Below are 25,296 nucleotides of genomic sequence, written 5' to 3'. Positions count from 1 at the left end.
GGCGTACCGGGGCGGGTGCGTCAGGCCTTCACGTCGGCCCATTCGGGATGGCGGGCAAAGGCGGCGGCGACATAACTGCACGCGGGCGCGATGCGAAAATGGTTCTCGCGCGCGTCGGCGACCATCGCCTCGACCAGCCGCCCGGCCACGCCGCGCCCGCCGATCTCGGGCGGGACCAGCGTGTGTTCGGCCACCCGCACGCCGTCGCGCTCGGTCCAGGTGAGGCGGCCGATCGCCTCGCTGTCGGCCGGATGGGCGTGGTATTCGCCCGAGCCGGGCTGTTCGTGCTTGGTGATGATGACAGCGACCAAGGGAGGCTCCTTTGCCTGCGATCGAACGTGGGCGCTTGACGGCGCGGCGACTTGCTGCACAGGCATATGGTCATGCAGTTCCTTTCCGACAATGCCGCCGCCGTTCACCCCGCCGTCTGGACCGCGATGCAGGCGGCGGACGAAGCTGATGCGCCCTACGATCACGACAGCCTGAGCCGCACGCTCGACGCTGCCTTTGCCGATCTGTTCGGGCGCGACTGCGCGGCGCTGTGGGTGGCGAGCGGGACGGCGGCCAACTGCCTCGCGCTGGCGACCCTGGTCGAGCCGCATGGCGGCGTGCTGTGCCACGAGGAAGCGCATATCGAAATGGACGAGGGCGGAGCGCCCGGCTTCTTCCTTCACGGTGCCAAGCTGATGCCGCTGCCCGGCGCGCGGGGCAAGATCACCCCCGAGGCGATAGCCGCGCGCCGCGCGCAGGTGCGCGAGGGTGTGCACCAGGTCCACCCCCACGCGATTTCGATCACCCAGGCGAGCGAGGTGGGCTGCGTCTATCGGCCCGAGGAGGTCGCCGCGATCGCGAGCGCGGCGCAGGCCGGGCCGGGGCGGCGGCTGGGGCTGCACATGGACGGGGCGCGGTTCGCCAACGCGGTGGCCTTCCTTGGCGGCGCGCCGGGGGCCTGTCTTGCCGGGGTCGATGCGTTGAGCTTCGGCTTCATCAAGAACGGGGCGATGAGCGCGGAGGCGATCGTGCTGTTCGATCCGGCTGCGGCCGATCTGGCGCGGTTTCGCCGCAAGCGCGCCGGGCACCTCCAGTCCAAGGGGCGCTTCCTTGCCGCGCAGATCCTCGCCATGCTGAAGGGCGACCTGTGGCTCGCCAACGCGCGCGCGGCCAACGCCGCCGCCGCGGAACTGGGCGCGGCGGCGAAGGATCGTCTGCTCCACCCGGTCGAGGCGAACGAGGTCTTCATCGCTTGTACCCATGACGAACGCCAGGCGCTGCGCGGCGCGGGCTTTGCCTTCTACGACTGGGGTGATGGCGCCGCGCGGATGGTCACGGCCTGGGATGCGCGGGCGCAGCACGTCGCCGCGCTCGCGCGTGCGCTGGCCGCGCTCTAGAGGCACGCCCAATGAGCGAGACTTCGATGCTGCGCCCGGGCGTCGCCTTCCCCTTTGCGCTGGTCAGCCTGATCTGGGGCTCGACCTGGTGGGTCATTACCGGCCAGATCGACGCGGCGCCCGCCAGCTGGTCGGTCGCCTTCCGCTTCGCGCTGGCAACGCCCGCGATGTTCGTGGTGGCTGCGGCGATGAAGCGTTCGCTGCGGCTGGGGCGTGACGGGCAGGTGCTGGCGCTGCTGGTGGGCATCGCGCAGTTCTGCGGCAATTACAACTTCGTCTACCGCGCCGAGGAGCATCTGACTTCGGGCATCGTGGCGGTGATGATCGCGCTGCTGCTGGTTCCCAACGCGCTGCTCGCGCGCGCTCTGCTGGGCCAGCCGATCACCCGGCGTTTCATGGCCGGAAGCGCCATCGCGATCGCCGGGATCGGCCTGCTGCTGCTCCACGAGGCGCGCGCCGCGCCGCTGGGCGGGCAGGTCTGGCTGGGCGTGGGCTACGCGCTGATCGCGATGCTGTGCGCCTCGATCTCGAACGTGGTGCAGGCCAACGAGACCGGGCGCCGCCTGCCGATGGTCAGCCTCCTGGCCTGGGCGATGTTCTACGGCACGGTGATCGATGCCGCGATCGCCTGGGTGAGCGAGGGGCCGCCGGTGCTGCCCACCGCGCCCGCCTACTGGCTGGGCACGGGCTATCTGGCGCTGTTCGGTTCGGTCGTCACCTTCCCGCTCTACTACACGCTGATCCGCACGCTGGGGGCGGGCCGCGCCAGCTACAACGGGGTCGCGGTGGTGGTCATCGCGATGCTGCTTTCGACCCTTCTCGAAGGCTATCGCTGGTCGCTGCTCTCGGGCGCCGGGGCGGCCCTGGCAACGCTCGGGCTGATCGTGGCGCTGAGCGCGCGCAAGCCCGCCGTGTAATCGGGATAGCGCGGCTTCCAGCCGAGCACGCGCCTGGCCTTGCCGTTGGCAACGCGCCGGTTCTCGGCATAGAAGGCGCGGGCCATCGGCGAAAGTCCCGCCTCGTCGAGCGTCTGGAGCGGCGGCAGCGGCAGGCCCAGGAGCGCGCAGGCGTGTTCGACCAGCGCGTTCTGGTGGCACGGGGCATCGTCGGCGAGGTTGTAGGCGCCGGGCGGTCCGTCGAGCCCGGCGATCACGCCGCTGGCGATGTCCGCGACATGGACCCGGCTGAACACCTGGCCCGGCAGGTCGATGCGGTGCGCGCGCCCCTCGATCACGCGCTCGAGGATCGAGCGGCCCGGGCCATAGATGCCGGGCAGGCGGTAGACGCGGGCTCCGCGCGCGCACCACCGGGCGTCGGCCTCGGCGCGCGCGGTGCGCCTCCCGGTCCCGGTGGGGGAAGCCTCGTCGACCCAGGCTCCGCCCGCATCGCCGTAGACCCCGGTGGAAGAGAGGTAGGACAGCGCCTTGCCCTTCAGCGCATCACCGTAGCGTTCGAGCACGGCGTCAAGCGGCTCGCCGCGCGCCTCGCGCCCCGGCGGAACCGAGGAGAGCACGTGGTCGGCATCGGCCAGCGCCACGCGCACGCTGCCTTCGTCGTCAAACGACAGCGTGCCCTCGCGACCGGTCGAGACGACCTCCCAGCCAAGCGGTTCGAGCGTGCGCGCGATGTGGCCGGCGGTGTAGCCAAGGCCGAAGATGAACAGACGGGGCATGAGCCGGGGCCTAGCACGGGCGCGCCCTATTCGCCAAAGATCGCCATAGCGGGTGCGAATTCGCATCCACCCATCTGGCAATCGCGCGTAGAGGGGCTAGATAGTCTGCATGGATATCGCCAGCAGACCCGCAGAGCCCGCCCAGAACCCCCAGATCGCGGACGCCGCGCCCGCGCCGCAGGCGCCTCCGGTGATCCGGCGCGAGGACTATCTGCCCCCGGCCTGGCTGGTGCCCGAAATCGCGCTCGACTTCGCGCTTGGGCTCGACGCGACCACGGTGGTCTCGCGCCTTTCGGTGCGGCGTAATCCGGCGGGCAACGGGGCGCAGACGCTGCGGCTCAACGGCGACCAGATCAGCCCGGTCGCGGTCCACGTCGATGGCGAGGCGATCAACGACTGGCGTATGGACGGCCCCGACCTGCTGATCGAGCTTTCGGGTGAGGCCCATGAAGTGCGCGTCGAGACCGCGCTCGTCCCCTCGGGCAACAGCCAGCTGATGGGGCTCTACGCTTCGAACGGGATGCTGTGCACGCAGTGCGAGGCCGAGGGTTTTCGCCGCATCACCTTCTTTCCCGACCGTCCCGACGTGCTTTCGACCTATTCGGTGCGCATGGCGGGCGCCAAGGCGACCTTCCCGATCCTGCTCGCCAATGGCAACTGCACCGCGCAAGGGGAGGGCGAGAACGGCACCCACTGGGCCGAGTGGCACGATCCCTGGCCCAAGCCCAGCTACCTCTTCGCGCTGGTCGCGGGCGAACTGATCGCCAACCACGCCACCTTCACCACGATGGGCGGGCGCACGGTCGACCTCAACGTCTGGGTCCGTCCGGGCGACGAGGGGCGCACCCAGCATGCGCTCGATTCGCTGATCGCCTCGATGAAGTGGGACGAGGAAACCTTCGGGCGCGAATACGACCTTGACCTGTTCAACATCGTTGCGGTGTCCGATTTCAACATGGGCGCGATGGAGAACAAGGGGCTCAACGTGTTCAACACGCGCTATGTCCTGGCCGATCCCGAAACCGCGACCGATGCCGATTACGACGCGATCGAGGGCGTGATCGGGCACGAATACTTCCACAACTGGTCGGGCAACCGCATCACCTGCCGTGACTGGTTCCAGCTCAGCCTCAAGGAAGGCTTCACGGTGCTGCGCGACCAGCTGTTCAGCGCCGCGATGGGCTCCGAGCCGGTCAAGCGGATCGAGGACGTGCGGGTCCTGCGCATCGCCCAGTTTCCGGAGGATTCGGGCCCGCTGGCACACCCGATCCGCCCGGATTCCTATCAGGAAATCAGCAACTTCTACACTGCGACCGTCTACAACAAAGGCGCCGAGGTGATCCGCATGATGCGCACCATGGCGGGCGAGGAGCGGTTCCGCCAAGGCACCGATCTCTATTTCGAACGCCACGACGGCGAAGCGGCGACCTGCGAGGATTTCGTCAAGGCGATCGAGGATGGCGCCGGGCTCGATCTGACCCAGTTCCGCCTGTGGTATTCGCAGGCCGGTACGCCGCAGGTTTCGGCCTCGCTCAAGGTCGAGAACGGCACGGCGGTGCTCAGCCTGCGCCAGAGTGTTCCGGCAACGCCCGGCCAGCCCGAAAAGCAGCCCATGCCGATCCCCTTGCGCGTCGCGCTGTTCGACCGCGCCAGCGGCACGCACGGCGGTGAGAGCCTGATCGTGCTCGACAAGGCCGAGGACAGCTTCACGTTCGATGGCGCAGGCCACGATCCGATCCTCTCGATCAATCGGGGCTTCTCGGCCCCGGTCTCGATCGAGATGGCGCGTCCCGATGCGGATCTGGTGTTCCTCGCCGCGCACGACGATGATCCCTTCGCGCGCTACGAGGCGATGCAGAGCCTCGTCGTCCAGCACCTCGTCGCCGCGGTTGGCAGCGGGCTTAACGAGGCCCAGCGCGAAGCGGGCCGCGAGGCGATCGGAGAAGCCTTCGGTGCGATCGTCACCGATCCCGAGCTGGACGACCTGATGCGCGGCGAATTGCTGCTGCTGCCGGCCGAATCCTACCTTGCCGAGCAGCTGCTGGTGTCCGATCCGGGCGCGATCCACGCCGAGCGCGAAGGGCTCAAGGCCTGGCTCGGCCGCAAGCTGGGTGGGGAACTGCGCGCCTTGCACGACCGCGTCTCGGCCGTACCCTACAGCCGCGAGGCCGCCGCGCGCGGCGCGCGCAAGGTCAAGACCCAGGCGCTCGTCTACATCGCGGCGGGCGATCCCGCCGAAGGCGCGCGGCGCGGCTACGCGCAGTACCAGGCGGCCAGCTGCATGACCGACCGGCAGGGCGCGCTGATGGTCCTCGCCAGCCTCGATTGTCCCGAGCGCGAGCTGGCGCTGGCCGATTTCCTCGCCCGGTACGAAGGCAACGCGCTGGTCATCGACAAGTGGTTCTCGCTTCAGGCGGGATCGCTTCACCCGCGTGTACTCGATCATATCAAGGCGCTGGCGAGCCACCCGGAATTCCGCATGTCGAACCCCAACCGCGTGCGCTCGCTCTACATGGCGGCGGCGATGAATCCGGTGGCGTTCCACGATCCGGACGGCGAGGGCTATCGCATGATCGGCGATCTCATCCGCCGGCTCGATCCGATCAACCCGCAGACCGCCGCGCGTTTCGTCGCCTCGCTCGGCCGCTGGCGCCGGGTCGAGCCACAGCGCGCCGCGCTCATGCGCGCCGAACTGGAGCGGATCGCGGCGCAGGCCGATCTCTCGCGCGACGTGCGCGAGCAGGTTACCAAGAGCCTGGGCTGAGCGAGGCCGCGAGAGGCAGGATGAACGCCGTGACCACCGCCGAACCCGTCGATGTTGCCCGCGCGCGGGCACTGGCCGATCTGGAGGGCATCGCCCATGGCTTTCTCGGGCGCCGGGGCGGCGTTTCGAACGGCGAGGTGGCCGGGCTCAACGTCGGCTACGGCGCGGGCGATGATCGCGCCGCGGTGGAGGAGAACCGCGCGCGCGTGGTCGCCGCGGTGTTGCCCGGGGCCACGCTCGCCACGCTCTATCAGGTCCATTCGGCCGACTGCGTGACCGTTTCCGATCCGATCTGGAGCAACGAGGAACGTCCGCGCGCCGATGCGCTGGTGACTAACCGTCCAGGGGTTCTGCTGGGCATCCTGACCGCCGATTGCGCGCCCGTCCTGCTCGCTGACCGCGAGGCCGGGGTAGTGGGCGCGGCGCACGCGGGCTGGAAGGGCGCGTTTGGCGGCGTGACCGATCGCACGGTGGCGGTGATGGAGGCGCTGGGTGCCCGGCGCGAGGCCATCGTGGCCGCTGTCGGCCCGTGCATCGCGCGGCGCAGCTACGAGGTCGACGAGGCGTTTTTCCGGCGTTTCGTCGAGGCCGCGGCGGCGAACGAGGCGTTCTTCGGCGGCGGCCGGGAAGGGCACTACCAGTTCGACCTCGAAGCCTATGTCGCGGCGCGCCTGGCGGCCAGCGGGGTGACCCGGATCGAGACCCTGGGGCTCGACACCTACAGCGCGCCCGAACGCTATTTTTCGTTCCGCCGCGCGACGCACAAGGCCGAGGCGAATTACGGTCGGCAGATATCCGTGATTGGCTTGACCTAAGTCAAACACCTTTCGAATTCAGTCCCTAAAACGCAGCGCAGGGCGCTTTCATGCGGTTAGCTTGACCAAAAAGGCGGTTGGCACGGCTGGTTTTCCTGTATATCAGCCAAGCCTAGTCGATATTGGGCAAGGGTTATACCTTGTCCAAATGTCGATCGTTGGGGGGATCCAAGCGAACTAGTCTAAGTGAGCATCCTGGCTCCCGCGTCGGTTCCGGCAACGGACGGAACCGGTAAGGGGGTTGTCTAAAGCAAGGCAAGGGCAAACATGGCAGAAGAAGATGGCGTGCGGAGGCGCGATTTCATCAATGTCGCGGCGGTAAGCGCGGCAGGAGTCGCTGGAATAGGGGTAGTCATTCCGCTGGTAAGCCAGATGTCGGCTTCGGCCGACGTTCTTGCCGCATCGACGACCGAAGTCGATTATTCGTCGGTTCAGCCGGGGCAGGCGATCAAGGCGATCTTCCGCAAGCAGCCAGTGTTCATCCGCAACCTGACCCAGGCCGAGATCGACGCCGCCAACAAGGTGGACATTTCCACCCTGCGTGATCCCCAGACGCTGGCCGAGCGGACCAAGCCGGGCAAGGAAAACTGGCTCATCACCATGGGCGTGTGCACCCACCTGGGCTGCGTGCCGCTGGGCGCGGGCGAGGGTGAACCGCGTGGCGAATTCGGCGGCTATTTCTGCCCCTGCCACGGCTCCTCGTACGATACCGCCGCGCGCATCCGCAAGGGCCCCGCTCCGTTGAACCTGCAGGTTCCGGACTACGCCTTCACGTCCGACACCGTCGTCACGATCGGTTAAGGCCAAGAGAGAGGATCAAGAACATGAGCTTTCCCTGGGCCAAGGAATACACGCCGGCGCATCCCTTCATGAAGTGGATGGACGAGCGTCTGCCGATCCCGCGCCTCGTCTACAACGCCGTGGGCGGCGGGTACGAGGTTCCGCGCAATCTTAACTATTTCTGGAACTTCGGTTTCCTCGCGGGGCTGTGCCTCGTGATCCAGATCGTCACCGGCATCGTCATGGCGATGCACTACGCGGCCAATTCGGCGGTGGCGTTCGACACCATCGAGATGACCGTTCGCGATGTGAACTGGGGCTGGTTGATGCGCTACGCGCACGCCAACGGCGCCTCGGCGTTCTTCGTCGTGATCTACGTCCACATCTTCCGCGGCTTCTATTTCGGCTCGTACAAGGCCCCGCGCGAGATGGTGTGGCTCCTTGGCGTGGTGATCTTCCTGCTGATGATGGCCACCGCCTTCATGGGCTACGTGCTTCCCTGGGGCCAGATGAGCTTCTGGGGCGCCAAGGTCATTACTGGCCTGTTCAGCGCGATCCCTCTGGTGGGCGAACCGCTCCAGCAGTGGCTGCTCGGCGGCTTCGCACCGGACAACGCCGCGCTCAACCGCTTCTTCTCGCTGCACTACCTGCTGCCCTTCGTGATCCTGGGCGTGGTGATCCTGCACATCTGGGCGCTGCACATTCCCGGCTCGTCGAACCCCACCGGTGTCGAGGTCAAGAGCGAGAGCGACACGGTTCCCTTCTATCCCTACTACGTCGCCAAGGACGGCTGGGCGATCGGGGTCTTCGCGATCCTTTACTGCGCCTTCGTGTTCTTCGCGCCCAACTACTTCGGCCACCCGGACAACTACATTCCGGCCAACCCGATGTCGACGCCCGCGCACATCGTGCCCGAATGGTACTTCTGGCCGTTCTACGCGATCCTGCGCGCCTTCACCCAGAACTTCTTCTTCATTCCGGCCAAGCTGATGGGCGTGCTGGCGATGTTCGGGGCGATCCTGGTGTGGTTCTTCCTACCCTGGCTCGACAAGTCGCCGATCCGCTCGGCCTCGTACCGGCCGGTCTACAAGGCGTTCTTCGTCGTGCTCTGCCTCGACATGCTGGTCCTGTTCTACTGCGGTGGGGCCGAGGCCAAGGAACCCTACGTCATGATCAGCCAGATCGCTGCGATGTACTACTTCGCGCACTTCCTGATCATCCTGCCGATCGTTTCCGCCATCGAGAAGCCCAAGCCGCTGCCCTATTCCATCACCGAGGCTGTCCTCGGCAAGGATGATGCCGCGCGGCTCGAGCCCTCGGCCTGATCAACAGCAAGACACGAAAGAGACGAAAGACATGGCACGCATTCTCTCGATCCTCGTCGGGCTGTTCTTCACGGTGGCCCTGCTCTGGTCCTTCGGGAACGGTTTCTACACCTGGGCGATCGACCCGGCTGCGGAAACCGCCGAGGAGGTCTTCCACAAGCATCCCGAGGCGCACCACTTCAGCTTCGACGGTCCGTTCGGAACGTTCGACCATCAGCAGCTCCAGCGCGGCTTCCAGGTCTACCAGCAGGTCTGTGCGGCCTGCCACGCTCTCAAGCACGTTGCTTTCCGCGACCTGGCGCAGCTGGGCTACAACGATGCCGAGGTAAAGGCGATCGCGGCGCAGTTCCAAGTGCCCAAGTACGACGCGGCAACGGGTGAGGTGACCACCAACCCCGGCGCGCCGACCGACTACTTCCCGCCGGTGGCCTACGCCGGGCAGGGTTCACCGCCCGACCTTTCGCTGGTGGTCAAGGCCCGCCACGGCGGCGCGCAGTACGTGCGCTCGCTGCTGACCGGCTACACCGACCAGCCGGCCGCGCTGCTCAAGGAGTTCCCCGATTCCAAGACGCCCGACGGGCTTTACTACAACCCGTATTTCGCCAACCTCAACCTCGCCATGCCGCCGCCCCTGGTCGATGACGCGGTGACCTACTCCGACGGCACGCCGGCCACCACCGCGCAGGAAGCGACCGACGTCGCCGCCTTCCTCGCCTGGGCCGCCGAACCGACGATGGACAAGCGCAAGCAGACCGGTTGGCCGATCCTGGGCTTCCTGCTCTTCGCCACGATCCTGGGCTACATGTCCTATCGCAACATCTGGGCGAACAAGAAGCACTGACACGCGATCGCCGCATGGCTTTGCCAAGCGGGGTTTGATAGGGCCCCTGCCGTCCCCGCGACGGCAGGGGCCCTTTTCTTTCCAGCCGGCACAGGTGTTGCCGGTGCAACGGGAGACCTTTCGACGTGACCCCTGAAGATCTGAAGTTGCTCGTCCGCACGATCCCGGATTTCCCCAAGCCCGGCATCCTGTTTCGCGACGTGACCACGCTGATGGGCCACGGGGAGGGCTTTGCCGCCGCCGTTGCGCTGATGGCCGACAAGGTGGCTGCCAGCGGGGCCGAAGCGGTGGCCGGGATCGAGGCGCGCGGCTTCATCTTCGGCGCGGCGATCGCCGCGCGGCTGGGGCTGGCCTTCATCCCGGTGCGCAAGCCCGGCAAACTTCCCGTGCCGGTCCTGGCGATCGACTACGCGCTCGAATACGGCACCGACACGCTCGAGGTCGATCCGGGCGCGGTGGGCGAGGGGCGCCGGGTGGTGTTGATCGACGATCTGCTGGCGACCGGGGGCACCGCGCTCGCCGCGCTCGAACTGCTGCGCCGCGCCGGGGGCACGGTGAGCCATGCGCTGTTCCTCGTCGACCTGCCCGATCTTGGCGGTGCCGAGCGTCTGCAGGGCGCGGGAATCGCGGTAGAGGCCCTGCTCGATTATCCGGGGCACTGAGGGCAACCGGCGGCCGGGGCGAGGGTGCCCAAAAAGAATGATTGACGAGCTGGGGACTGTCGTGGCAAGCGGCACGCCTTGGCTGCGAGCACCACGCTTCGCCTTTCGGCATGCGGGTATAGCTTAGTGGTAAAGCCCTAGCCTTCCAAGCTAGTTATGCGGGTTCGATTCCCGCTACCCGCTCCAGCCGCCTCCCTCAGCTTGCCGTTGCCCTGCGGCTCGGCCGCGTCTGATCGCCGCGCTAGCGGCGTGCCATGCTACGGCCGCGTGGGCTCCGGGTTAGGATGTCGCCGCGCGGGCGACGTGTCATGATAGTGCTATCGAGCGTCGGCATAGAGCTCTCATTTCTTTGAAATGAGACGAAATTATGCAATCTTTTGGAATAGGGTCGCGACCGCCTCGGCGGTTGGCCGGACAGTTGGCCGCACTGGCGCTGGTCGCCGTGATGCAGGTGCCGGGGATGGCTCGGGCGGAAGATGCGCCGCAAGATGGCGCGTTCGATGACGTGATCGTGAGCGGGGTCCTGCACGACAGCGACCGCGCGAGCTACCGCGAATTGCCTTTCACGGTGCCCGCAGGCGTCAGCAAGATCACGCTGCGCCTCGAAGGCAACGATCCGGACAAGGGCACTTATCTCGTGCTGGGCGTCTACGACACCGAGCGCCTGCGTGGTTGGGGCGGGGCGATCAAGCCCGAGGTGACGATCGCGCGCACCTTCGCCTCCACCTCCTATCTGCCGGGGCCGCTGCCCGCCGGGCAATGGCGCGCGAGCCTTCGTGTCGCGAGCATCCGCAAGGGGGTCGCCGCGCCTTACCGGCTCGTCGTGCATTTCGAGCGGGGCGCCCCGGCGCAGGCGCTCTACGATGCGCCGGTGCGCCAGGGGCGCGCGTGGTACCTTGGCGATTTTCACACGCACACCGGGCAAAGCGACGGCAAGTGCCGCTCGCGCCCCTCGGGCAAGGCGGTGCCCTGCCCGGTGCTGCGCACGCTCGAGGCGGCCTACGACCACGGGCTCGACTTCGTTTCGGTAAGCGATCACAACGTCGCCGCGCAGGACGCCGAACTGGCGGTCGATGCGGCCTATTTCGATGCGATGCTGGTCATTCCCGGCCGCGAGATGACGACCGCGCAAGGCCACTTCAACCTGACCGGTGTGACCGACTATGTCGACTTTCGGCTCGGCGCCCCCGGTCCGCGCGACATCAATGCGATCTTCCGCGCCGCGCGTCCGACCGGGGCGCTGCTCTCGATCAACCATCCCGAGATCCCGACCGGCGAGGCGTGCCTGGGTTGCGGCTGGTCGGCGCCGGACACCGACTTTTCACTGCTCGATGCGATCGAGGTCGCCAATGGCGGCGTCGCGGCCGATGCGAAAGGCCACTTCGACGATGGCGAGGGTTCGGGCACGCAGTGGTGGGAGCGCCTGCTGAACCGGGGCTACCACCTCACCGGGATCGGCGGGAGCGACAACCACGATCCGGTCGACGGGCACGCCGGGTCCTCGCCGGTGGGCGAACAATCGCCCGTCGGTACGCCCGCGACCGCGGTCGAGGCGGCGGACCTTTCGCAGCCCGCGATCCTTGCCGGGGTGCGCGCGGGCCGCGTGTTCATCGACCTGACCGGCGCGCACCATGACCATGGTCTCGATCTGGAAGCCAAAGCGTCCAGCGGCGCGCGCGTGGCGATGGGCGGGACGCTGCGGCTGGGCGCGAAGGACACCGTTCGGGGCGCGGTGCTGGTGCGCGGGCTGGCGGGCGCGCGGGTCGACCTGATCCTCGACGGGCGCCATCTGCCGCTGGGGGCAGGGGCTGTGGTCGGCGCGGATGCCATCGGTGCGGGGGCAGGCGATGGCTGGGCGCGGGTGTCGTTCGCCTTTGCCGCGCGCGATCTTGCCAAGGGGCAGGCGGGGCACTGGCTGCGCGCCGACGTGCGCGATGCGGCGGGCACGCGGCTGCTTATCGGCAATCCGATCTATCTGGAGCCGGGTCAGTGAAGCGCGGCGGACGGAGCGCGGCGGTGCGCCGGTTGGCGCCGTTCATGGCGGCGCTGGCGCTGATGGGGTTCGCGGCGCCCGTGGCCGCGCGCGATCTCGTGGTCATGAGTTTCAACGTGCGCTACCCCAATCCCGACGACGGGCCCGACGTGTGGGAGAAGCGGCAGGGGGCGACCATCGCGGCGATCCGCAAGGCGGCGCCCGACATCATGGGCACGCAGGAACTGTTTCAGCGCCAGGGCGATGCCATCGTCGCCGCGTTGCCGCAGTATCGCTGGTTTGGCACCGACCGGCGCGGCGGCCACGCCGACGAGCACATGGGCGTGTTCTACCGGCAGGACCGGTTCGAACTGGTCGAGCAAGGGCAGTTCTGGCTGTCCGACACGCCCGAGGTGGTGGGCAGCATCACCTGGGGGCAGCCGCTGCCGCGCATGGTGACCTGGGGCCTGTTCGCGGTGCGTCGGGGGAAGGACAAGGGACGCCGGTTCTATCTCGTGAACACCCATTTTCCCTATCGCGAAGCGGATACCGCCGCCCGCACCAAGGCGGCGCAGCTGGTGGCGCGCTGGATCGACGCGCGGCCCGCGCCGATACCGGTGATCCTGACCGGGGACTTCAACACCGGGCCGGACAGCGCGGCGCACGCGCGGCTGACCCAGAGTCTCACCGACACCTGGACCGCGGCGCCTGGCCGACGCGGCCCAGCGCCGGGTTATCATGGCTTCGCGCCAGTCCCGGCCGAGGCGCGGATCGACTGGGTGCTCGAGCGGGGGATGCGGGTAGTGGGGGTTCACAGTCCGCACGCCCGGTATGGCGGACACTATCCGTCCGATCACTATCCGATGGTCGCCCGGTTGGCCTGGCCCGCGTCTCCATCGCCCGCATCGCCGGGCGCGCTGGCACCGGCCGGGGCGGCATCGGCNCGCGCCGCGCGTGATGGTCGAGCTGCGCCACGGTGGCGAACCGGTCAATCCGCTGCAATATGTGCGGGATATCTGACCCCCCCTTCCGCAAGCGGGAGGGATGCAACGGTCCCTTAGAGCATTTTCCAGTCAGGTAGAATCACCTGACGGTTCAAAAAATGCGCAAAAACAAAGATATAAAGCGGTCGATCCGATGCAATCGGATCGACCGCTCCAGCCGGGGCCGCAGGGCGGACCGCGGCGCCGGGCATTGGGCGCGCGAATCGGCATCACCGGTCGCCTCTCGTAGCGCCGAACGGGTGGTGTTTTGATTTGTTCATTTAAGCGTCAAGTATTTGTCGTAATTGATAAAAATGTGAATTTTTGGGGGTGTGAGGCAAATTTTGTCCGACATTTGGACAATCCGGGCCCGGATGACTTCAATCTGTAATTTGGGCGCACTAGCGGGGCGCCGCGGCAACGCACCATAATCTTCATAATTCGGGGTCCAATCCATGTCTTTGCTTCGTGCAAGGCCCGCATCGATGATGCTGGGCTGCTCCTTGCTGTCGATCGTTCTCGCGCATCCTGCCCTCGCCCGCGATGCCGCTGCCGGGGGCGTGGCCGACACGGCGGCCTTCGACGATGCGGATGCTGCGGCGCGGCGCGATTCGAGCGACACCATCACCGTCAACGGCGAGCGCCAGGACGCGATTGCCTCCGCGCAGAGCGATGCGATCAACGCGTCTTCGCTGACCACCATCGTTTCGGGCGAGGAGCTGCGCGCACAGCCCCAGCAGAACCTGGCCGATCTTCTGGCCAAGCTGCCCGGCCTCAATTCCTCGGTCGACATGTCGCGCCAGGCCGGCGCCACGGGCGAGGCGCAGTATCTTTCGATCCGCGGGTTCGACAATTCGTACAACGCCTATGAGCTCAACGGCGTGCGCATGGCGCAGACCGATGCCAGCACGCGCGCGATCTCGATGAACCTGCTTTCGCCCTTCGCCGTCTCGCAAGTACGCATCGACAAGGCGCCCAACGCTGCGCAGGATGGCGATGCGATCGCGGGCATCGTCGACCTGCGCATGATGAGCGCCTTCGACGCGCCCGAGAACTACGTCCAGATCCGCGCCCAGGGACAGCTGGCGGGCCGTGCGGTCAAGCAGGACCAGGCGCCCTTCGGCGGCGACGTGCAGATCGAGACCGCGCAGCGCTCGGGCGATTTCGGGGTGTTCGCTTCGGCCTACTACGGCAAGAAATCGGTGTTCGCCGAATCGACCGCGATCCACAAGGACTACGTCCTGTCGAACGAGAACACCGAGGGCGACGTGCGCGACAACCTCGATGCGATCACCGGCCGGGGTGTCGAATGGGTTGCCTACCGCAGCAAGATCGAACGCTGGGGCGGCGCGCTCAACTTCGACTGGAATCTCGATGAGAGCACCCACCTCTATTGGCAGAATACCTACGGCGAATACCGCCTGAAGAGCTATTCGGACCAGATGGCAGTCCGCCAGATCAACGACGTGTCCTATGACGACAACGGCGATCTGGAGATCTACGGTCCGGGCGCCAGCTATTACGCGCGCACCGAACACTCGGTCCAGACGCTGTTCTCGAGCAAACTGGGCGGCGAGACCAAGGCCGGCGACGTGACGATGACGTATCACGCCGCCTATTCGAAGGGCACGCAGACCTATCCGCTGCGCCTTCAGGCCAAGTGGCAGACCGATGCCTACGACACGGACGACACCCGCCTGATCACCACCCAGACCAACTCCAAGGCCCCGCAGGTCGTGCTGTCGGACGACGCGCTGTCCTATTTCAGCGATGCGGCCAACTACAACCAGAAGTACATCACCGCGCAGTGGTCCAAGACCTGGGAATCGCGCTGGGAAGGCCAGTTCGATGCCGACTGGCAGGTCAATGACGCGCTGAGCGTGAGCGCGGGCGCCAAGGCCGAATCCTCGGTCCACTTCCACAACGACCTGTCGAGCGACAGCGCGCTCGAATACGATTTCGCCGATGGCGAGGGCACCACCCTCGATCAGGTGCCGGGCACCTGGCTGTCGAGCATCCTGGGCGGGGCGAACCAGATTCCGGTCTTCCTCATCAACGAGAACTATCTCGAAAACCTCGCCAAGACCTATTCGCTCTCGCTGTCGGACAGCGTCGATGCCGACTACCTGACCGAAGATCGCCTGCGCGCGGTCGAGCGGCGCTTCTCGGGCTATGTCATGGCCAACCTGGAGCTGGGCGAGGTGAAGGTGACGCCGGGCCTCAGGCTCGAGCACAACCAGTTCGCGGGGTATTACTACTCCTACGTCGAGGACGCCGACGGCAACTCGGCGCTCGAAGCGGACAGCTCCTCGCGCAGCTACGACATGCTGCTGCCCTCGGTGATCGCGACCTGGCGGCCGAACGCGGACAGCGTCTACCGGTTCTCGGTGCGCAAGAGCTACACCCGCCCCGCGCTCGACCTGCTGCTCGGCGCCACGCAGCGCAGCTACGACGAGGACGGCAATCTCGCCTACGTCTTCCAGCCCAATCCCGATGCCAAGGCGACGACCTCGTGGAACGTCGATGCCTCGGCCGAATTCAAGGGTTCGGGCGCGGACATGTTCTCGGTCGCGGTTTACTACAAGGACCTGACCCACGTCATGTTCTCGACCGGGACGACCGACGCGAGCGGCGACTGGAACGTGTGGAGCACCGATTCCACCTCGAGCGAGGGGGTCGAGGTCTCGACCGTCGATACCTCGGCGACGGGCCATGCGGTGGGCATCGAGCTGGCCGGGCGCTACGCCCTCAAGGGCCTCGAAGGCAGCGTGGCCGATGGCCTCGGGATCAACGGCAACGTGACCTTGCAGCGCACCCACGCCACGGTGACGGTGGCGGGCGAACAGCGCGATCGCTCGCTGCCGCAGGCGCCCGACCTCATGTTCAACCTCGGCCTGTTCTACCTGCACGGTCCGGTCAGCGCGAACCTTGATTATTCGTACCAGGGCAAGAAGCTTTACGACCTGCGCTCAACCCAGCCGGACACCTATATCCAGCCGGTGGGCAACGCCAACTTCGCGGCGAGCTACGCCGTCACCGATCGCCTGACGGTGGGTGGCTCGATTTCCAACCTGTTCAACGCGCACACCTACTGGGCGACGGCGGGCAGCGGGACCGGGCTGCTCTCGGTCGATCGCAAGGGGGGCTACCTCGAAGTGGGCCGCACCTACATGCTCAACGCCAGCATGCGCATGTGATCGAAGTCCGCGCGAGCGGAAGTCTGTGCGGGGGCGGCTACCAGCGGCCCTCGCGCAGGCGCTTCTGGCGCTGCTCTTCGCGCGCGCTGGTCGAAGGCGGCGGCGCGTCGGCGGGGTAGGGCGGCAACCCGCCAGCGGGGCGATAGGTCGCGATCACCGTGCCCTTCGCGGTCACCTGGTGATCGGTCATGTCGAGCCGGCCGACCGGCGTTCCTTCGCCCAGCAGGCGCTTGCCGCGCCCGAGCATGAGCGGATAGGTCATCACGATCAGCTCGTCGATCAGCCCTGCCGCCAGGAGCGGCGGGTAGAGTGTGCTCGATCCCTGGATGACGATGTCGGGACCTGCCCCGGCCTTGATCCGCGCGACGTCCGCGATCCCCGCCAGAGCGTGGCTGTTTTCCCATTCGAGGCGATGCGTGGCGTGGGTCAGGACGTACTTGCTGGCGCGGTCGAACGCGGTCCCCAGCGCCTTGGCTTCGCCCGTGACGTAAGGCCAGTAAGCGGCGAAGATATCGTAGGTGCGCCGTCCCAGCAGAAGATCGAAGGGCTGGCCGAACAGCCGCCCCAGCGTTTCCTCGATGCCCGGATCGCCGATCCTGAACACCCAGCCGCCTTGCGTAAAGCCGCCTTGCGTATCCTCGCCCGGACCGCCCGGCGCCTGCATCACCCCGTCGAGCGAGACGAACGCGGCGCCCCGGATCGTGCGCGCCATGGGCTCAGGCTCCCCGGCGTGCGGCGTAAAACGCGGCGGCCGTCTCGCCGTCGCGATCGCACCACACGAGTGTGGTCAGCGCTTGAGGGGTCATGGTTCAGGCCTGCGTGTCGAACAGGAGGTCGAACCCACCGATGACCATGCGTTTGCCGTCAAAGGGCATGGCGCTGCCGTCGGGCGGGCCGAATTCGGTCTTCATGCGGGGATCGGCCATCATGCCGGTGCGGGCCTCGTCGGCGGTTGCCCTGTCGGGCCAGATCATCCAGCTGAACACCACTTTCTCCCCCGGCTGGAGGTCTACGGCCTTGCGAAAGTCGGTGTACTGGCCGTCCTTCACGTCGGCCTCCCAGGTTTCGACCTGGCGCTGGCAGCCGTAGTCGCGCGCGATCGCCCAGAACTTTTCGGCGACCGTGCGGTAGGCCTCCTTGCTGTCGGAGGGGACGGGGACGAGGAATCCTTGAACGTACATGGCTCGGGGCTCCTGATTGGGAGTCGGGGCGTTGTCGCACGGGGGACGAAATTGCCGCACGGGTGACGAACAGGCAGCCTTGGACAAGACATTGGCGCTTGCCCAAGGCCGCGACTCCGGTCTTGCCGAGTGTGCCATTTCTCGTTACTAAAAACAACAATGACGTTACCAAAGAGAACAAAGGCTTCCCCGCCGCGCCACGGACGCTGGTATGGCGATGCCTGCGGGGCGGCTTTCGCGATGGAACTGCTCGGAGAGCGCTGGGCGCTGCTCATCGTGCGCGAGCTGATGCTCGGCGCGCGGCGCTTTACCGATCTGCGCGCCAGCCTGCCGGGGATCAGCGCGCGCATCCTGACCGAGCGGCTCGAAGGGCTGGAGGCGGCCGGAATTCTGGCCCGACGCCAGTTGCCGCCGCCGGGCAAGGCGCAAGTCTACGAACTGACCGCGTGGGGCGCCGCCGCCGAGCCGCTGATCCAGGCGGCCGGGCGCTGGGCCGCGCTCTCGCGCGCGCACGATCCCACGCTGCCGCTTTCGCCGGTCTCGCTCATGCTTTCGCTGCGCGCCATGGTCGATCGCGCGGGGCTGGGCGAGGTGGCAGGGCGGATCGGCTTCGTCATCGGCGAGGATCGTTTCGTGGCGACGCCTGAGCCCGGTGACCTGGCGATCGTGCGCGGCGATGCCGAGGGCGCCGATGTGGTTCTTGCCGCACCGAACGCTTCGGCGCTGGCTGCCGGGATCTACGCCGGGGTGCCCTGGGCTGAACTCAAGCGCAAGGCGGGGGTTTCGATCACTGGCGAGCGCGCGCTGGCGCAGCGTTTTCTCGCGCTGTTCCGGCTCCCGCCGCCGCTTGCCTGAAGCGGGCAAAAAGAATGGCGCCCGCAGCCGTTGTCGGCTGCGGGCGCCTTCTATTCTTGGGACCCGCGCCGATTGGCGCAGCAGGTCCGCGTGGGCTGTCAGCGGGCGAGGCGCCAGCGCAGCGTTTCGCCCGCGTGGAAGGGCACGATGGCCAGATCGCCCGCGGTGATCGTCTCGGGAACCGTCTCGTCTTCGCGTTCGAGCGTGACCGTGCCTTCGTTGAGCGGCAGGCCGTAGAACGTGGGGCCGTTGATCGAGGCAAAAGCCTCGAACCGGTCGAGCGCGCCTTCCTCGTCGAACACCTGGACATAGCTTTCCAGCGCATAAGGCGCGTTGAAGATGCCCGCGCAGCCGCAGGCGGCTTCCTTGCGACCGATCACGTGGGGCGCGCTGTCGGTGCCGAGGAAGAACTTGGGCGAGCCCGAAACGCCCGCCTTGCGCACCGCGAGGCGGTGCTGTTCGCGCTTGGCGATCGGCAGGCAATAGGCGTGCGGGCGGATGCCGCCATCGAAGATCGCGTTGCGGTTGATGATCATGTGCTGGGGGGTGATGGTCGCGGCGATCAGCGGGCCGCTGGCTTCCACGAAGTCCACCGCGTCGGCGGTGGTGATGTGTTCGAGCACGATCTTGAGACCGGGATAGTCGCGCACCAGCGGGGCGAGCGTGCGTTCGATGAACACCGCCTCGCGGTCGAAGATATCGACCTCGCGGTCGGTGACTTCACCGTGGATGAGCAGTGGCATGCCGATGCGCTGCATCGTCTCGAGCACGCCGGTCAGCGCGCGGATGTCGGTGACGCCGTGGGCGGAATTGGTCGTGGCGTGCGCGGGGTAGAGCTTGCAGGCGGTGAACACGCCTTGCGCAAAGCCGCGCTCGATCTCGGCCGGATCGGCCCCGTCGGTCAGGTAGCAGGTCATCAGCGGGGTGAAGTCCAGCCCGGCGGGCACCGCAGCGAGGATGCGCTCGCGGTAGCCCTGTGCGGCGGCGACGGTGGTCACCGGCGGGGTCAGGTTGGGCATGACGATGGCGCGCGCGAACTGGCGGGCGGTATAGCCCACCACCGCTTCCATCATTTCGCCGTCGCGAAAGTGAAGGTGCCAGTCGTCCGGGCGGCGGATGGTGATCTGCTGAGTCATGCCCGTGCCCTATCGCGCCGATCGCGGGGCGTCGATGGCCGCGGGGCAAAAAATTTGACGCCGCCTCACCCGCGCCGCAGTTCGGGGGCGAGCGCCCTGAGCGCGGTGCCGAGCGCGGCCACGTCGCGCGCCGAGGTGAACAGCGCGGGCGAGACGCGCACGCAGGCCCCGCCCGCGACCCCATCGCGCATGACGGTGAACACACGGTGCTCCTCGAGCAGGCGCCGCGCGATCCGCGTGTTGTCCGCCGCGCTGGTGCACCCGGCGATGCGAAACGCGGTAATGCCGCCGTGGAGGCGCGGATCGGGCGGGGTGAGCACTTCCAGACCGGGAAGATCGCGCAAGTCTTCGGCCCAGGCGTTGCGTAAGTGGGCTAGGCGCGCGCTGCGCAGCGCCTGCGGTCCGACCCGGTCGAGAAAGGCGAAGGCGTCCGGCACACTGAGCTGCGCGGCGTAATCGAGCGTGCCGGTGTGGACCCGCGCCGCAGCGCCGGCCGGCGCGGTTTCGCCGGGGCCGGGAAGGGGATTGTCCATGTCGGTGTCGATCGCGCCTTCGCAGCCCTTGCGGATATAGACCAGCCCCACGCCCAGCGGCGCACCGATCCACTTGTGCAGGTTGAACCCGGCGAAATCGACGCCGAGTTCGGGCAGCGAAAGCGGAATCTGCCCCCAGCTGTGCGCCGCATCGAGGATCACGTCGACCCCGCGAGCGCGGGCCATCGCGGCAATTTCGCGCACCGGCTGGACCAGCCCGGTGCGGTGGCTGAGGTGGGTGAGCAGCATCAGGCGCACGCGCGGATGCGCCTTGAGCGCGGCCTCGTAGGCGTCGATCAGCCCCTGGTGGCTGGCCGGTTCGGGCAGCGCGATGCGCACGACGTCGGCTCCGCTGTGCGCGGCCAGCCAGTCGAACCCGGCCTGGACGCTGTCGTAGTCGAGATCGGCGTAAAGCACACCGTCACCCGGTCGTAGCCGGTTGTAGCCGCCGTGCAGCGCCTTGAGCGCTTCGGTCGCGTTGCGGGTGAAGGCGATCTCCTCGGGCGCGACGCCGAGTCTTTGGGCGACGTTCGCACGGATCGCGGTCAATTCGGGCCACAGGCCCCGGCGTGCGAAGTAGCTGGTCTCCCGGTTCACCCGGCGCAGCTTCGCGGTGTAGGCGGTCAGCACCGGTTCGGCCATCATGCCCCAGTTGCCGTTCTCGAGCTGGATCACCTCCTTCGTGACGTCGTACTGCGCGGCGATCGCGGCCCAGAACGTCTCGTCGTCGGGCGCGGCGGAGGAGGGGCCGGGGGCCGCCTCAAGGCGCGGGGCAAGCGGTAGTGCGGCGCTTGCGGCGATCAGGCTTCGGCGGGACAGGGGCACGCGCGTCCTTTCCGTGTCGGGGCGATGGCGCGCGCAGCATGGCACGCCTTGGCCGACAAGGGTATGACACGATTATGCGGAAAAAAGGCAGGACCTTCGGCATTTACCGACCATCCGGTCCACGCGCCGGCACCATGCCGCGCGCCGCAGGTGGCTTGTCGTGGCCCTAGTGGTTCGATTCTGACATATGCAGACCCATCCCAGCCGCCAGGGGATGCAAATGTCGAAATCAATCCACTAGAACGCGACCGCCCTGTTGTCGATCAGGCGGGTGCGGCCGATCCTGGCTGCGACGAGCAGGCGCATCGGCGCCGCGATGCGCGCATCAAGCGGGGCGAGCGAGGCGGCATCGCGCAGTTCGGCATAATCGACCGAGGCGAACCCGGCGCGGTGCAGCGCGGTGGTGAGGTCGGCCAGCGCGGCGGGGACCGGCTCGCCCTGTTCGATGCGCGCGGAGGCGGCCTGCATGGCGGCGGGCAGTGCGGCGGCACGGGCGCGTTCGTCGGCGGTGAGATAGGCGTTGCGTGAGGACATCGCGAGCCCGTCCGCCTCGCGCACGATCGGCACGCCGTGGATCTGGGTGACGTGGGGGCGCAGCAGGTCGAGGTCGTGGGCCATGCGCCGGATCACCGCAAGCTGCTGCCAGTCCTTCTCGCCGAAGAAGGCCATGTCGGGCTGGACCTGGTTGAACAGCTTGGCCACCACCGTTGCCACGCCGTCGAAATGGCCAGGCCGTGCACCACCGCACAGCCCCTCGCTTACCCCCGCGACGCGGATCGTGGTGGCAAAGCCTTGGGGGTACATCGCCGAAACGCTTGGCGCCCAGAGCAGGTCGACCCCTTCGGCCTCGAGCAGGCGGGTGTCGCGGTCGACCACGCGGGGGTAAGCGTCGAGATCCTCGTTCGCACCGAATTGCAGCGGGTTGACGAAGATCGACACGGCGACGACCTCGGCCCGCGCACGCGCCTCGCGCACGAGTGTCAGATGGCCTTCATGCAAGGCGCCCATGGTCGGCACGAGCGCGACGCGCGTGCCGCCCGGCTCGCGCAAGGCCTTCAGGGCACGGCGCAGTGGATCAAGGGCGCTGACGGTTTGCATTGGCGGGGGCTGCTCCGATAAGATGCTTTTCGTCCACGGCCGGACGTGCGATGCCGTCCCTTAGCGGGGGCATCGACGTCCCGGCAATGGATTTGAGCGCGCGTTGCGGGCTCGGGGGCCGCCCTGGCGGTGCTTGATGATGACTTGGAATACTTGAAATTCAAGGGGATCGGTGCGCGGCGGCACGTCTGTCGGGCGCCACTAGGAAGAGCGAACTCAGGACCTGTGACAGCGCATCGTATCGTCTTCGCCAACGAAAAGGGCGGCACCGGAAAATCCACCACCGCCGTTCACGTCGCCATTGCCCTGGCCTATCAGGGCGCCAACGTGGCGGCGATCGATCTCGACCCGCGTCAGCGCACGCTGTACCGCTACCTGGAGAACCGGGTGGAGACGGAGCAGCGGCGCGGCATCGCGCTGCCCGGCGCGCGCTTCGCGGTCTACGATGGCGATGACATCAACGAGCTGGACGATCTGGCCGAACAGATCGCGCATGGCTACGATTTCCTGATCTTCGATACCCCCGGCCGTGACGATGCCTTCGCGCGCCACGTCGCGGGCACCGCGGACACGCTGGTCACCCCGCTCAACGACAGTTTCATCGACTTCGATCTCATCGGCCAGGTCGAGAACGAGACGTTCAAGGTGAAGAAGCTCTCGTTCTACGCCGAAGTCATTTGGGAGGCGCGCAAGAAGCGTGGGCTCAAGTTCAACGAGAACGGGCGCAGCGAACTGGACTGGGTGGTCGTACGCAACCGTATGCAGCACGTCGAGGCGCGCAACATGCGGCGCATGGACGGCGCCTTGCAGGAGCTTTCGCGGCGCGTGGGCTTTCGTATCTCGGGCGGCCTGTCCGAGCGCGTGATCTTCCGCGAGCTGTTTCCCGCCGGGCTGACCCTGCTCGACAAGGGGCACCTGGGGGAACTGGGGACGAGCCATCTGATCGCCCGGCAGGAACTGCGCGGGCTGGTCAAGGGGCTCAACCTGCCGCGCCCGCAGCCGCGCGATGCCGATCTGGCGATGGCGCCAAGCCGGTGAAGCTGCTCTGGATCCTGGTGCTGGCGGCGATCGCCTGGCGCATGGGCTTTGGCCGCTGGCCCTGGCAGTCGCTGGGGATCAGTTCGTGGCCCGACAAACCCAAACCGCGCGCGTCCTTCGCCGAAGTCGAGGCGCGCGCGCTGCTGGGCGTGGCGAGCGGGGCGGGGCGCAAGGAGATCCTCGAGGCGCATCGCCGCCATCTCGCGGCGGTCCATCCTGATCGTGGGGGCAGCAGCGAGCAGGTCCATGCCGCCAACGCCGCGCGTGATACGCTGCTCGCCGCGCTCGGGCGCGACGGGAGCTGACCATGGGCGCCGCGCCGCGGGACCCGCAGTCGGCAAGCGCGGCGGCACGCGCGCCCGTCTTGGCTTCGCACCCGCCCGCGACGCCAACCCCTTCTGTCCAACCGGCCAGCCCTCCCCAGGGTGATGGCCTGGCGCCGGGGGCAGGGCCTGTCCGGGCCAGTACGCCGCCTCCGCCGGATGATGTGGCCGCCGATCCTGCCCTCGCTATGCCGGCAACGCCTATCCCAGCAACGCCTATCCCAGCAACGCCTATCCCAGCAACGGGCGCCTTGCGAGCCGGTTGCGTTCGTGAAAGCGCTGCGGAGACAGGGGATCGGGCAAGGATCAACCCGGCGATCGTGCGCGAATACGATCTGCGCGGGACCTTCGGCAGAACTCTCTTTCCCGCCGATGCTTATGCGCTGGGGCTGCGCTTTGCCGCGCTTGTTCGGGGCGCGACGCCTTGGGGGCCATCAGCGGCATCGTGGCCATCAGAGGCCCGTCCGCGCGTCGTGGTCGGCCGCGACGGACGGCTCAGTTCACCCGATCTGGAAGCCGCGCTGGTCGACGGGCTGATCCGGGGCGGGGTGGACGTGATCCGGATCGGCTTGGGACCAAGCCCGATGCTCTATTTCGCCGAAGCCTCACTGGAGGAAGTGGAAGGCGGCATTCAGGTAACTGGCAGCCACAATCCCGCCGATGATAACGGCTTCAAGATAGTACTGCGGGGACGAGCGCTCTTTGGCGAGGCGCTCAACCGGCTCTGCACGCAGCCGTATCCGGGGGGTGCCGCGTGCGATGAAGCCATCGCGACGAACCTTGCCGAAGCTGCGGGCGCTGTCGGGACGTTCGCGCCCAGTGCGTTCGAGTCCAGTGCGTTCGAGTCCGGTGCGATCGCGCCGGGCGAGGTCGAGGAGCGCGACCTTGCCGGTGCCTACGTCCGCGTTCTGCTCGGTGCGCTGGACGGGATCGAGCCGGGCGCTCTGGGGCAAATGGCGCTGGGTTGGGATGCGGGCAACGGTGCGGCCGGCCCCATCGTCGAGCGGCTGTGCGAAGGTCTTGCGGGCAAACACCATGTGCTCTTCTCCGAAGTTGACGGGCGGTTTCCCAATCACCATCCCGATCCCACCATTGCTGAAAATCTGGCAGATTTGCGGGGGCTCGTCGCGGCGAAGAACCTCGATTTCGGAGTGGCCTTCGATGGCGACGGGGACCGCATCGGGGTGATCGACGGCGCGGGGCGGGTGCTCTGGGCCGATCAGTTGCTGGCGCTCTTCGCGGATGAGGTTCTCGGGGTTTTTCCGGAGGCTGGCGTGGTCGCCGACGTCAAGATGTCGGCGGCGGTCTTCGATGCCGTGCGAACGGCGGGCGGCCGGGCGATCATGGCGCCGAGCGGGCATTCGCATATTAAGTCCACAATGAAGGCATCGGGTGCGCTGCTGGGCGGCGAGATGAGCGGGCACCTGTTCTTTGCCGACCGCTATTTCGGCTACGACGACGGCCTCTACGCCGCCTTACGCCTGATCGCGCTGGTCGCGCGGGCGGGGGTGTCGCTGGCCGCGCTGCACGACCGATTGCCGGTGACTTTCGCGACGCCCGAGATGCGCTTTCCCGTCGCGCCCGAGCGGCGGCTGGCGGTGGTCGCCGAGATCGGCGCGCGTCTGGCGCAGGCCGGGCGCGAGGTGGTGGCCATCGATGGGCTGCGCGTGGCGGGCGAGGAGGGCTGGTGGCTGCTGCGCGCGTCGAACACGCAGGACATGCTTACCGCGCGGGCCGAAGCCGCCAGCGAGGCGGGGTGCGATCGGCTGCTGGCCGAAATCGATGCGCAATTGCGGCTGTCTGGCGTGACGCGCGGTTGAACACCGACCCGATCAGGCCCAGATCGGGGAACCGGTGTTGCTTGCGGGCCTTGCCTGCCCGTAATTCTGAAACGGTCTATCTGATTGC

At 67.5% G+C, this 25,296-nt stretch carries 22 protein-coding genes and 1 tRNA gene; 16 read left to right on the top strand and 7 right to left on the bottom strand.

The genetic code is table 11. The features are described 5' to 3' along the window. Positions 1–20: 20 nt before the first annotated feature. Positions 21–311 (bottom strand): GNAT family N-acetyltransferase, encoded by a 291-nt coding sequence (locus MTR62_RS02120; RefSeq protein WP_244016630.1) that lies wholly within the window; start codon positions 309–311, stop codon positions 21–23. A gap of 72 nt (positions 312–383) precedes the next feature. On the opposite strand from MTR62_RS02120, the gene MTR62_RS02115 reads away from it, so the two are divergent. Both MTR62_RS02115 and MTR62_RS02110 read left to right on the top strand, forming a co-directional pair. Further along, positions 384–1,388: a threonine aldolase family protein gene (locus MTR62_RS02115; RefSeq protein ID WP_244016629.1), complete on the top strand. Its 1,005-nt coding sequence runs from the start codon at positions 384–386 to the stop codon at positions 1,386–1,388. 11 nt (positions 1,389–1,399) lie between these two features. Next, the gene (locus tag MTR62_RS02110) at positions 1,400–2,305 is read left to right on the top strand and encodes a DMT family transporter (protein ID WP_244016628.1); all 906 of its coding nucleotides are present in this window, start codon (positions 1,400–1,402) and stop codon (positions 2,303–2,305) included. On the opposite strand, the gene MTR62_RS02105 is transcribed toward MTR62_RS02110, so the two are convergent. Then, positions 2,215–3,060, bottom strand: a complete 846-nt coding sequence (locus tag MTR62_RS02105) for a Rossmann-fold NAD(P)-binding domain-containing protein (protein ID WP_244016627.1) — start codon at positions 3,058–3,060, stop codon at positions 2,215–2,217. The two genes, MTR62_RS02110 and MTR62_RS02105, sit on opposite strands and share 91 nt — an antisense overlap. 109 nt (positions 3,061–3,169) lie before the next feature. On the opposite strand from MTR62_RS02105, the gene pepN reads away from it, so the two are divergent. The 10 genes from pepN to MTR62_RS02055 all read left to right on the top strand — a co-directional run bounded on the left by pepN (position 3,170) and on the right by MTR62_RS02055 (position 16,399). After that, positions 3,170–5,824: an aminopeptidase N gene (gene pepN / locus MTR62_RS02100; protein WP_244016626.1), complete on the top strand. Its 2,655-nt coding sequence runs from the start codon at positions 3,170–3,172 to the stop codon at positions 5,822–5,824. Between the two features lie 20 nt (positions 5,825–5,844). Continuing rightward, positions 5,845–6,639: a peptidoglycan editing factor PgeF gene (gene pgeF, locus MTR62_RS02095; protein WP_244016625.1), complete on the top strand. Its 795-nt coding sequence runs from the start codon at positions 5,845–5,847 to the stop codon at positions 6,637–6,639. A 267-nt stretch (positions 6,640–6,906) separates the two neighbouring features. After that, a complete protein-coding gene (gene petA / locus MTR62_RS02090; protein ID WP_244016624.1) occupies positions 6,907–7,440 on the top strand; it encodes a ubiquinol-cytochrome c reductase iron-sulfur subunit in 534 nt (177 codons plus the stop codon). Positions 7,441–7,463: 23 nt separating this feature from the next. Further along, positions 7,464–8,744 (top strand): cytochrome b, encoded by a 1,281-nt coding sequence (locus MTR62_RS02085; RefSeq protein ID WP_244016623.1) that lies wholly within the window; start codon positions 7,464–7,466, stop codon positions 8,742–8,744. A gap of 31 nt (positions 8,745–8,775) precedes the next feature. After that, entirely contained in the window at positions 8,776–9,585 is an 810-nt protein-coding gene (locus MTR62_RS02080; RefSeq protein ID WP_244016622.1) for a cytochrome c1, read from the top strand. A 125-nt stretch (positions 9,586–9,710) separates the two neighbouring features. Beyond that, positions 9,711–10,247, top strand: coding sequence for an adenine phosphoribosyltransferase (locus tag MTR62_RS02075; RefSeq protein WP_244016621.1), 537 nt, complete (start codon positions 9,711–9,713; stop codon positions 10,245–10,247). 112 nt (positions 10,248–10,359) lie between these two features. Next, positions 10,360–10,433: transfer RNA gene (locus MTR62_RS02070), tRNA-Gly, on the top strand. A 274-nt stretch (positions 10,434–10,707) separates the two neighbouring features. Further along, positions 10,708–12,240 carry a CehA/McbA family metallohydrolase gene (locus tag MTR62_RS02065; RefSeq protein ID WP_244016620.1) on the top strand — a complete coding sequence of 511 codons (1,533 nt, stop codon included), beginning with the start codon at positions 10,708–10,710 and terminating at the stop codon, positions 12,238–12,240. Positions 12,241–12,284: 44 nt separating this feature from the next. Continuing rightward, positions 12,285–13,280: an endonuclease/exonuclease/phosphatase family protein gene (locus MTR62_RS02060; protein WP_456152704.1), complete on the top strand. Its 996-nt coding sequence runs from the start codon at positions 12,285–12,287 to the stop codon at positions 13,278–13,280. A 377-nt stretch (positions 13,281–13,657) separates the two neighbouring features. After that, positions 13,658–16,399 carry a TonB-dependent receptor gene (locus MTR62_RS02055; protein ID WP_244016617.1) on the top strand — a complete coding sequence of 914 codons (2,742 nt, stop codon included), beginning with the start codon at positions 13,658–13,660 and terminating at the stop codon, positions 16,397–16,399. A 37-nt stretch (positions 16,400–16,436) separates the two neighbouring features. Here the strand turns inward: MTR62_RS02055 and MTR62_RS02050 are convergent, their stop codons facing one another. Together MTR62_RS02050 and MTR62_RS02045 are read right to left on the bottom strand one after the other, a co-directional pair. Beyond that, complete coding sequence (locus MTR62_RS02050; protein WP_244016616.1) at positions 16,437–17,111, bottom strand: dihydrofolate reductase family protein; 675 nt, start codon at positions 17,109–17,111, stop codon at positions 16,437–16,439. 97 nt (positions 17,112–17,208) lie between these two features. Then, positions 17,209–17,580, bottom strand: a complete 372-nt coding sequence (locus tag MTR62_RS02045; RefSeq protein WP_244016614.1) for a DUF1428 domain-containing protein — start codon at positions 17,578–17,580, stop codon at positions 17,209–17,211. Positions 17,581–17,739: 159 nt separating this feature from the next. Here MTR62_RS02045 and MTR62_RS02040 point away from each other — a divergent pair, with 159 nt between their 5' ends. Continuing rightward, a complete protein-coding gene (locus tag MTR62_RS02040; protein WP_244016613.1) occupies positions 17,740–18,435 on the top strand; it encodes a winged helix-turn-helix transcriptional regulator in 696 nt (231 codons plus the stop codon). Positions 18,436–18,533: 98 nt separating this feature from the next. On the opposite strand, the gene pyrC is transcribed toward MTR62_RS02040, so the two are convergent. The 3 genes from pyrC to panC form a co-directional block, all read right to left on the bottom strand. Beyond that, the gene (gene pyrC, locus MTR62_RS02035) at positions 18,534–19,571 is read right to left on the bottom strand and encodes a dihydroorotase (RefSeq protein WP_244016612.1); all 1,038 of its coding nucleotides are present in this window, start codon (positions 19,569–19,571) and stop codon (positions 18,534–18,536) included. Positions 19,572–19,636: 65 nt separating this feature from the next. Beyond that, positions 19,637–20,929 carry an aminotransferase class V-fold PLP-dependent enzyme gene (locus MTR62_RS02030; RefSeq protein ID WP_244016611.1) on the bottom strand — a complete coding sequence of 431 codons (1,293 nt, stop codon included), beginning with the start codon at positions 20,927–20,929 and terminating at the stop codon, positions 19,637–19,639. 237 nt (positions 20,930–21,166) lie between these two features. After that, a complete protein-coding gene (panC, locus tag MTR62_RS02025; RefSeq protein ID WP_244016610.1) occupies positions 21,167–22,027 on the bottom strand; it encodes a pantoate--beta-alanine ligase in 861 nt (286 codons plus the stop codon). A 225-nt stretch (positions 22,028–22,252) separates the two neighbouring features. Here panC and MTR62_RS02020 point away from each other — a divergent pair, with 225 nt between their 5' ends. The 3 genes from MTR62_RS02020 to MTR62_RS02010 all read left to right on the top strand — a co-directional run bounded on the left by MTR62_RS02020 (position 22,253) and on the right by MTR62_RS02010 (position 25,208). Then, positions 22,253–23,065: a division plane positioning ATPase MipZ gene (locus MTR62_RS02020; protein WP_244016608.1), complete on the top strand. Its 813-nt coding sequence runs from the start codon at positions 22,253–22,255 to the stop codon at positions 23,063–23,065. Next, positions 23,062–23,370, top strand: a complete 309-nt coding sequence (locus MTR62_RS02015; protein WP_244016607.1) for a molecular chaperone DnaJ — start codon at positions 23,062–23,064, stop codon at positions 23,368–23,370. Before MTR62_RS02020 ends, MTR62_RS02015 begins: the two co-directional genes overlap by 4 nt. Positions 23,371–23,708: 338 nt before the next feature. After that, positions 23,709–25,208, top strand: coding sequence for a phosphomannomutase/phosphoglucomutase (locus tag MTR62_RS02010; RefSeq protein WP_244016605.1), 1,500 nt, complete (start codon positions 23,709–23,711; stop codon positions 25,206–25,208). Positions 25,209–25,296: the final 88 nt, after the last annotated feature.

This window comes from Novosphingobium organovorum, assembly GCF_022832435.1.
GTDB classification, from domain to species: domain Bacteria; phylum Pseudomonadota; class Alphaproteobacteria; order Sphingomonadales; family Sphingomonadaceae; genus Novosphingobium; species Novosphingobium organovorum.
Note: the sequence above shows the minus strand (reverse complement) of the source record. Positions and strands in the feature narration are given on the sequence as shown.

What these genes read in the sequence shown, in the direction of transcription:
- MTR62_RS02105 (WP_244016627.1), bottom strand. Translation starts at nt 3,060, where the DNA reads ATGCCCCGTCTGTTCATCTTCGGCCTTGGCTACACCGCCGGCCACATC.
- MTR62_RS02065 (WP_244016620.1), top strand. Translation starts at nt 10,708, where the DNA reads ATGGCTCGGGCGGAAGATGCGCCGCAAGATGGCGCGTTCGATGACGTG.
- MTR62_RS02040 (WP_244016613.1), top strand. Translation starts at nt 17,740, where the DNA reads ATGACGTTACCAAAGAGAACAAAGGCTTCCCCGCCGCGCCACGGACGC.
- MTR62_RS02085 (WP_244016623.1), top strand. Translation starts at nt 7,464, where the DNA reads ATGAGCTTTCCCTGGGCCAAGGAATACACGCCGGCGCATCCCTTCATG.
- MTR62_RS02045 (WP_244016614.1), bottom strand. Translation starts at nt 17,580, where the DNA reads ATGTACGTTCAAGGATTCCTCGTCCCCGTCCCCTCCGACAGCAAGGAG.
- pepN (WP_244016626.1), top strand. Translation starts at nt 3,170, where the DNA reads ATGGATATCGCCAGCAGACCCGCAGAGCCCGCCCAGAACCCCCAGATC.
- panC (WP_244016610.1), bottom strand. Translation starts at nt 22,027, where the DNA reads ATGCAAACCGTCAGCGCCCTTGATCCACTGCGCCGTGCCCTGAAGGCC.
- MTR62_RS02050 (WP_244016616.1), bottom strand. Translation starts at nt 17,111, where the DNA reads ATGGCGCGCACGATCCGGGGCGCCGCGTTCGTCTCGCTCGACGGGGTG.
- MTR62_RS02115 (WP_244016629.1), top strand. Translation starts at nt 384, where the DNA reads ATGCAGTTCCTTTCCGACAATGCCGCCGCCGTTCACCCCGCCGTCTGG.
- MTR62_RS02110 (WP_244016628.1), top strand. Translation starts at nt 1,400, where the DNA reads ATGAGCGAGACTTCGATGCTGCGCCCGGGCGTCGCCTTCCCCTTTGCG.
- petA (WP_244016624.1), top strand. Translation starts at nt 6,907, where the DNA reads ATGGCAGAAGAAGATGGCGTGCGGAGGCGCGATTTCATCAATGTCGCG.
- pyrC (WP_244016612.1), bottom strand. Translation starts at nt 19,571, where the DNA reads ATGACTCAGCAGATCACCATCCGCCGCCCGGACGACTGGCACCTTCAC.
- pgeF (WP_244016625.1), top strand. Translation starts at nt 5,845, where the DNA reads ATGAACGCCGTGACCACCGCCGAACCCGTCGATGTTGCCCGCGCGCGG.
- MTR62_RS02080 (WP_244016622.1), top strand. Translation starts at nt 8,776, where the DNA reads ATGGCACGCATTCTCTCGATCCTCGTCGGGCTGTTCTTCACGGTGGCC.
- MTR62_RS02055 (WP_244016617.1), top strand. Translation starts at nt 13,658, where the DNA reads ATGTCTTTGCTTCGTGCAAGGCCCGCATCGATGATGCTGGGCTGCTCC.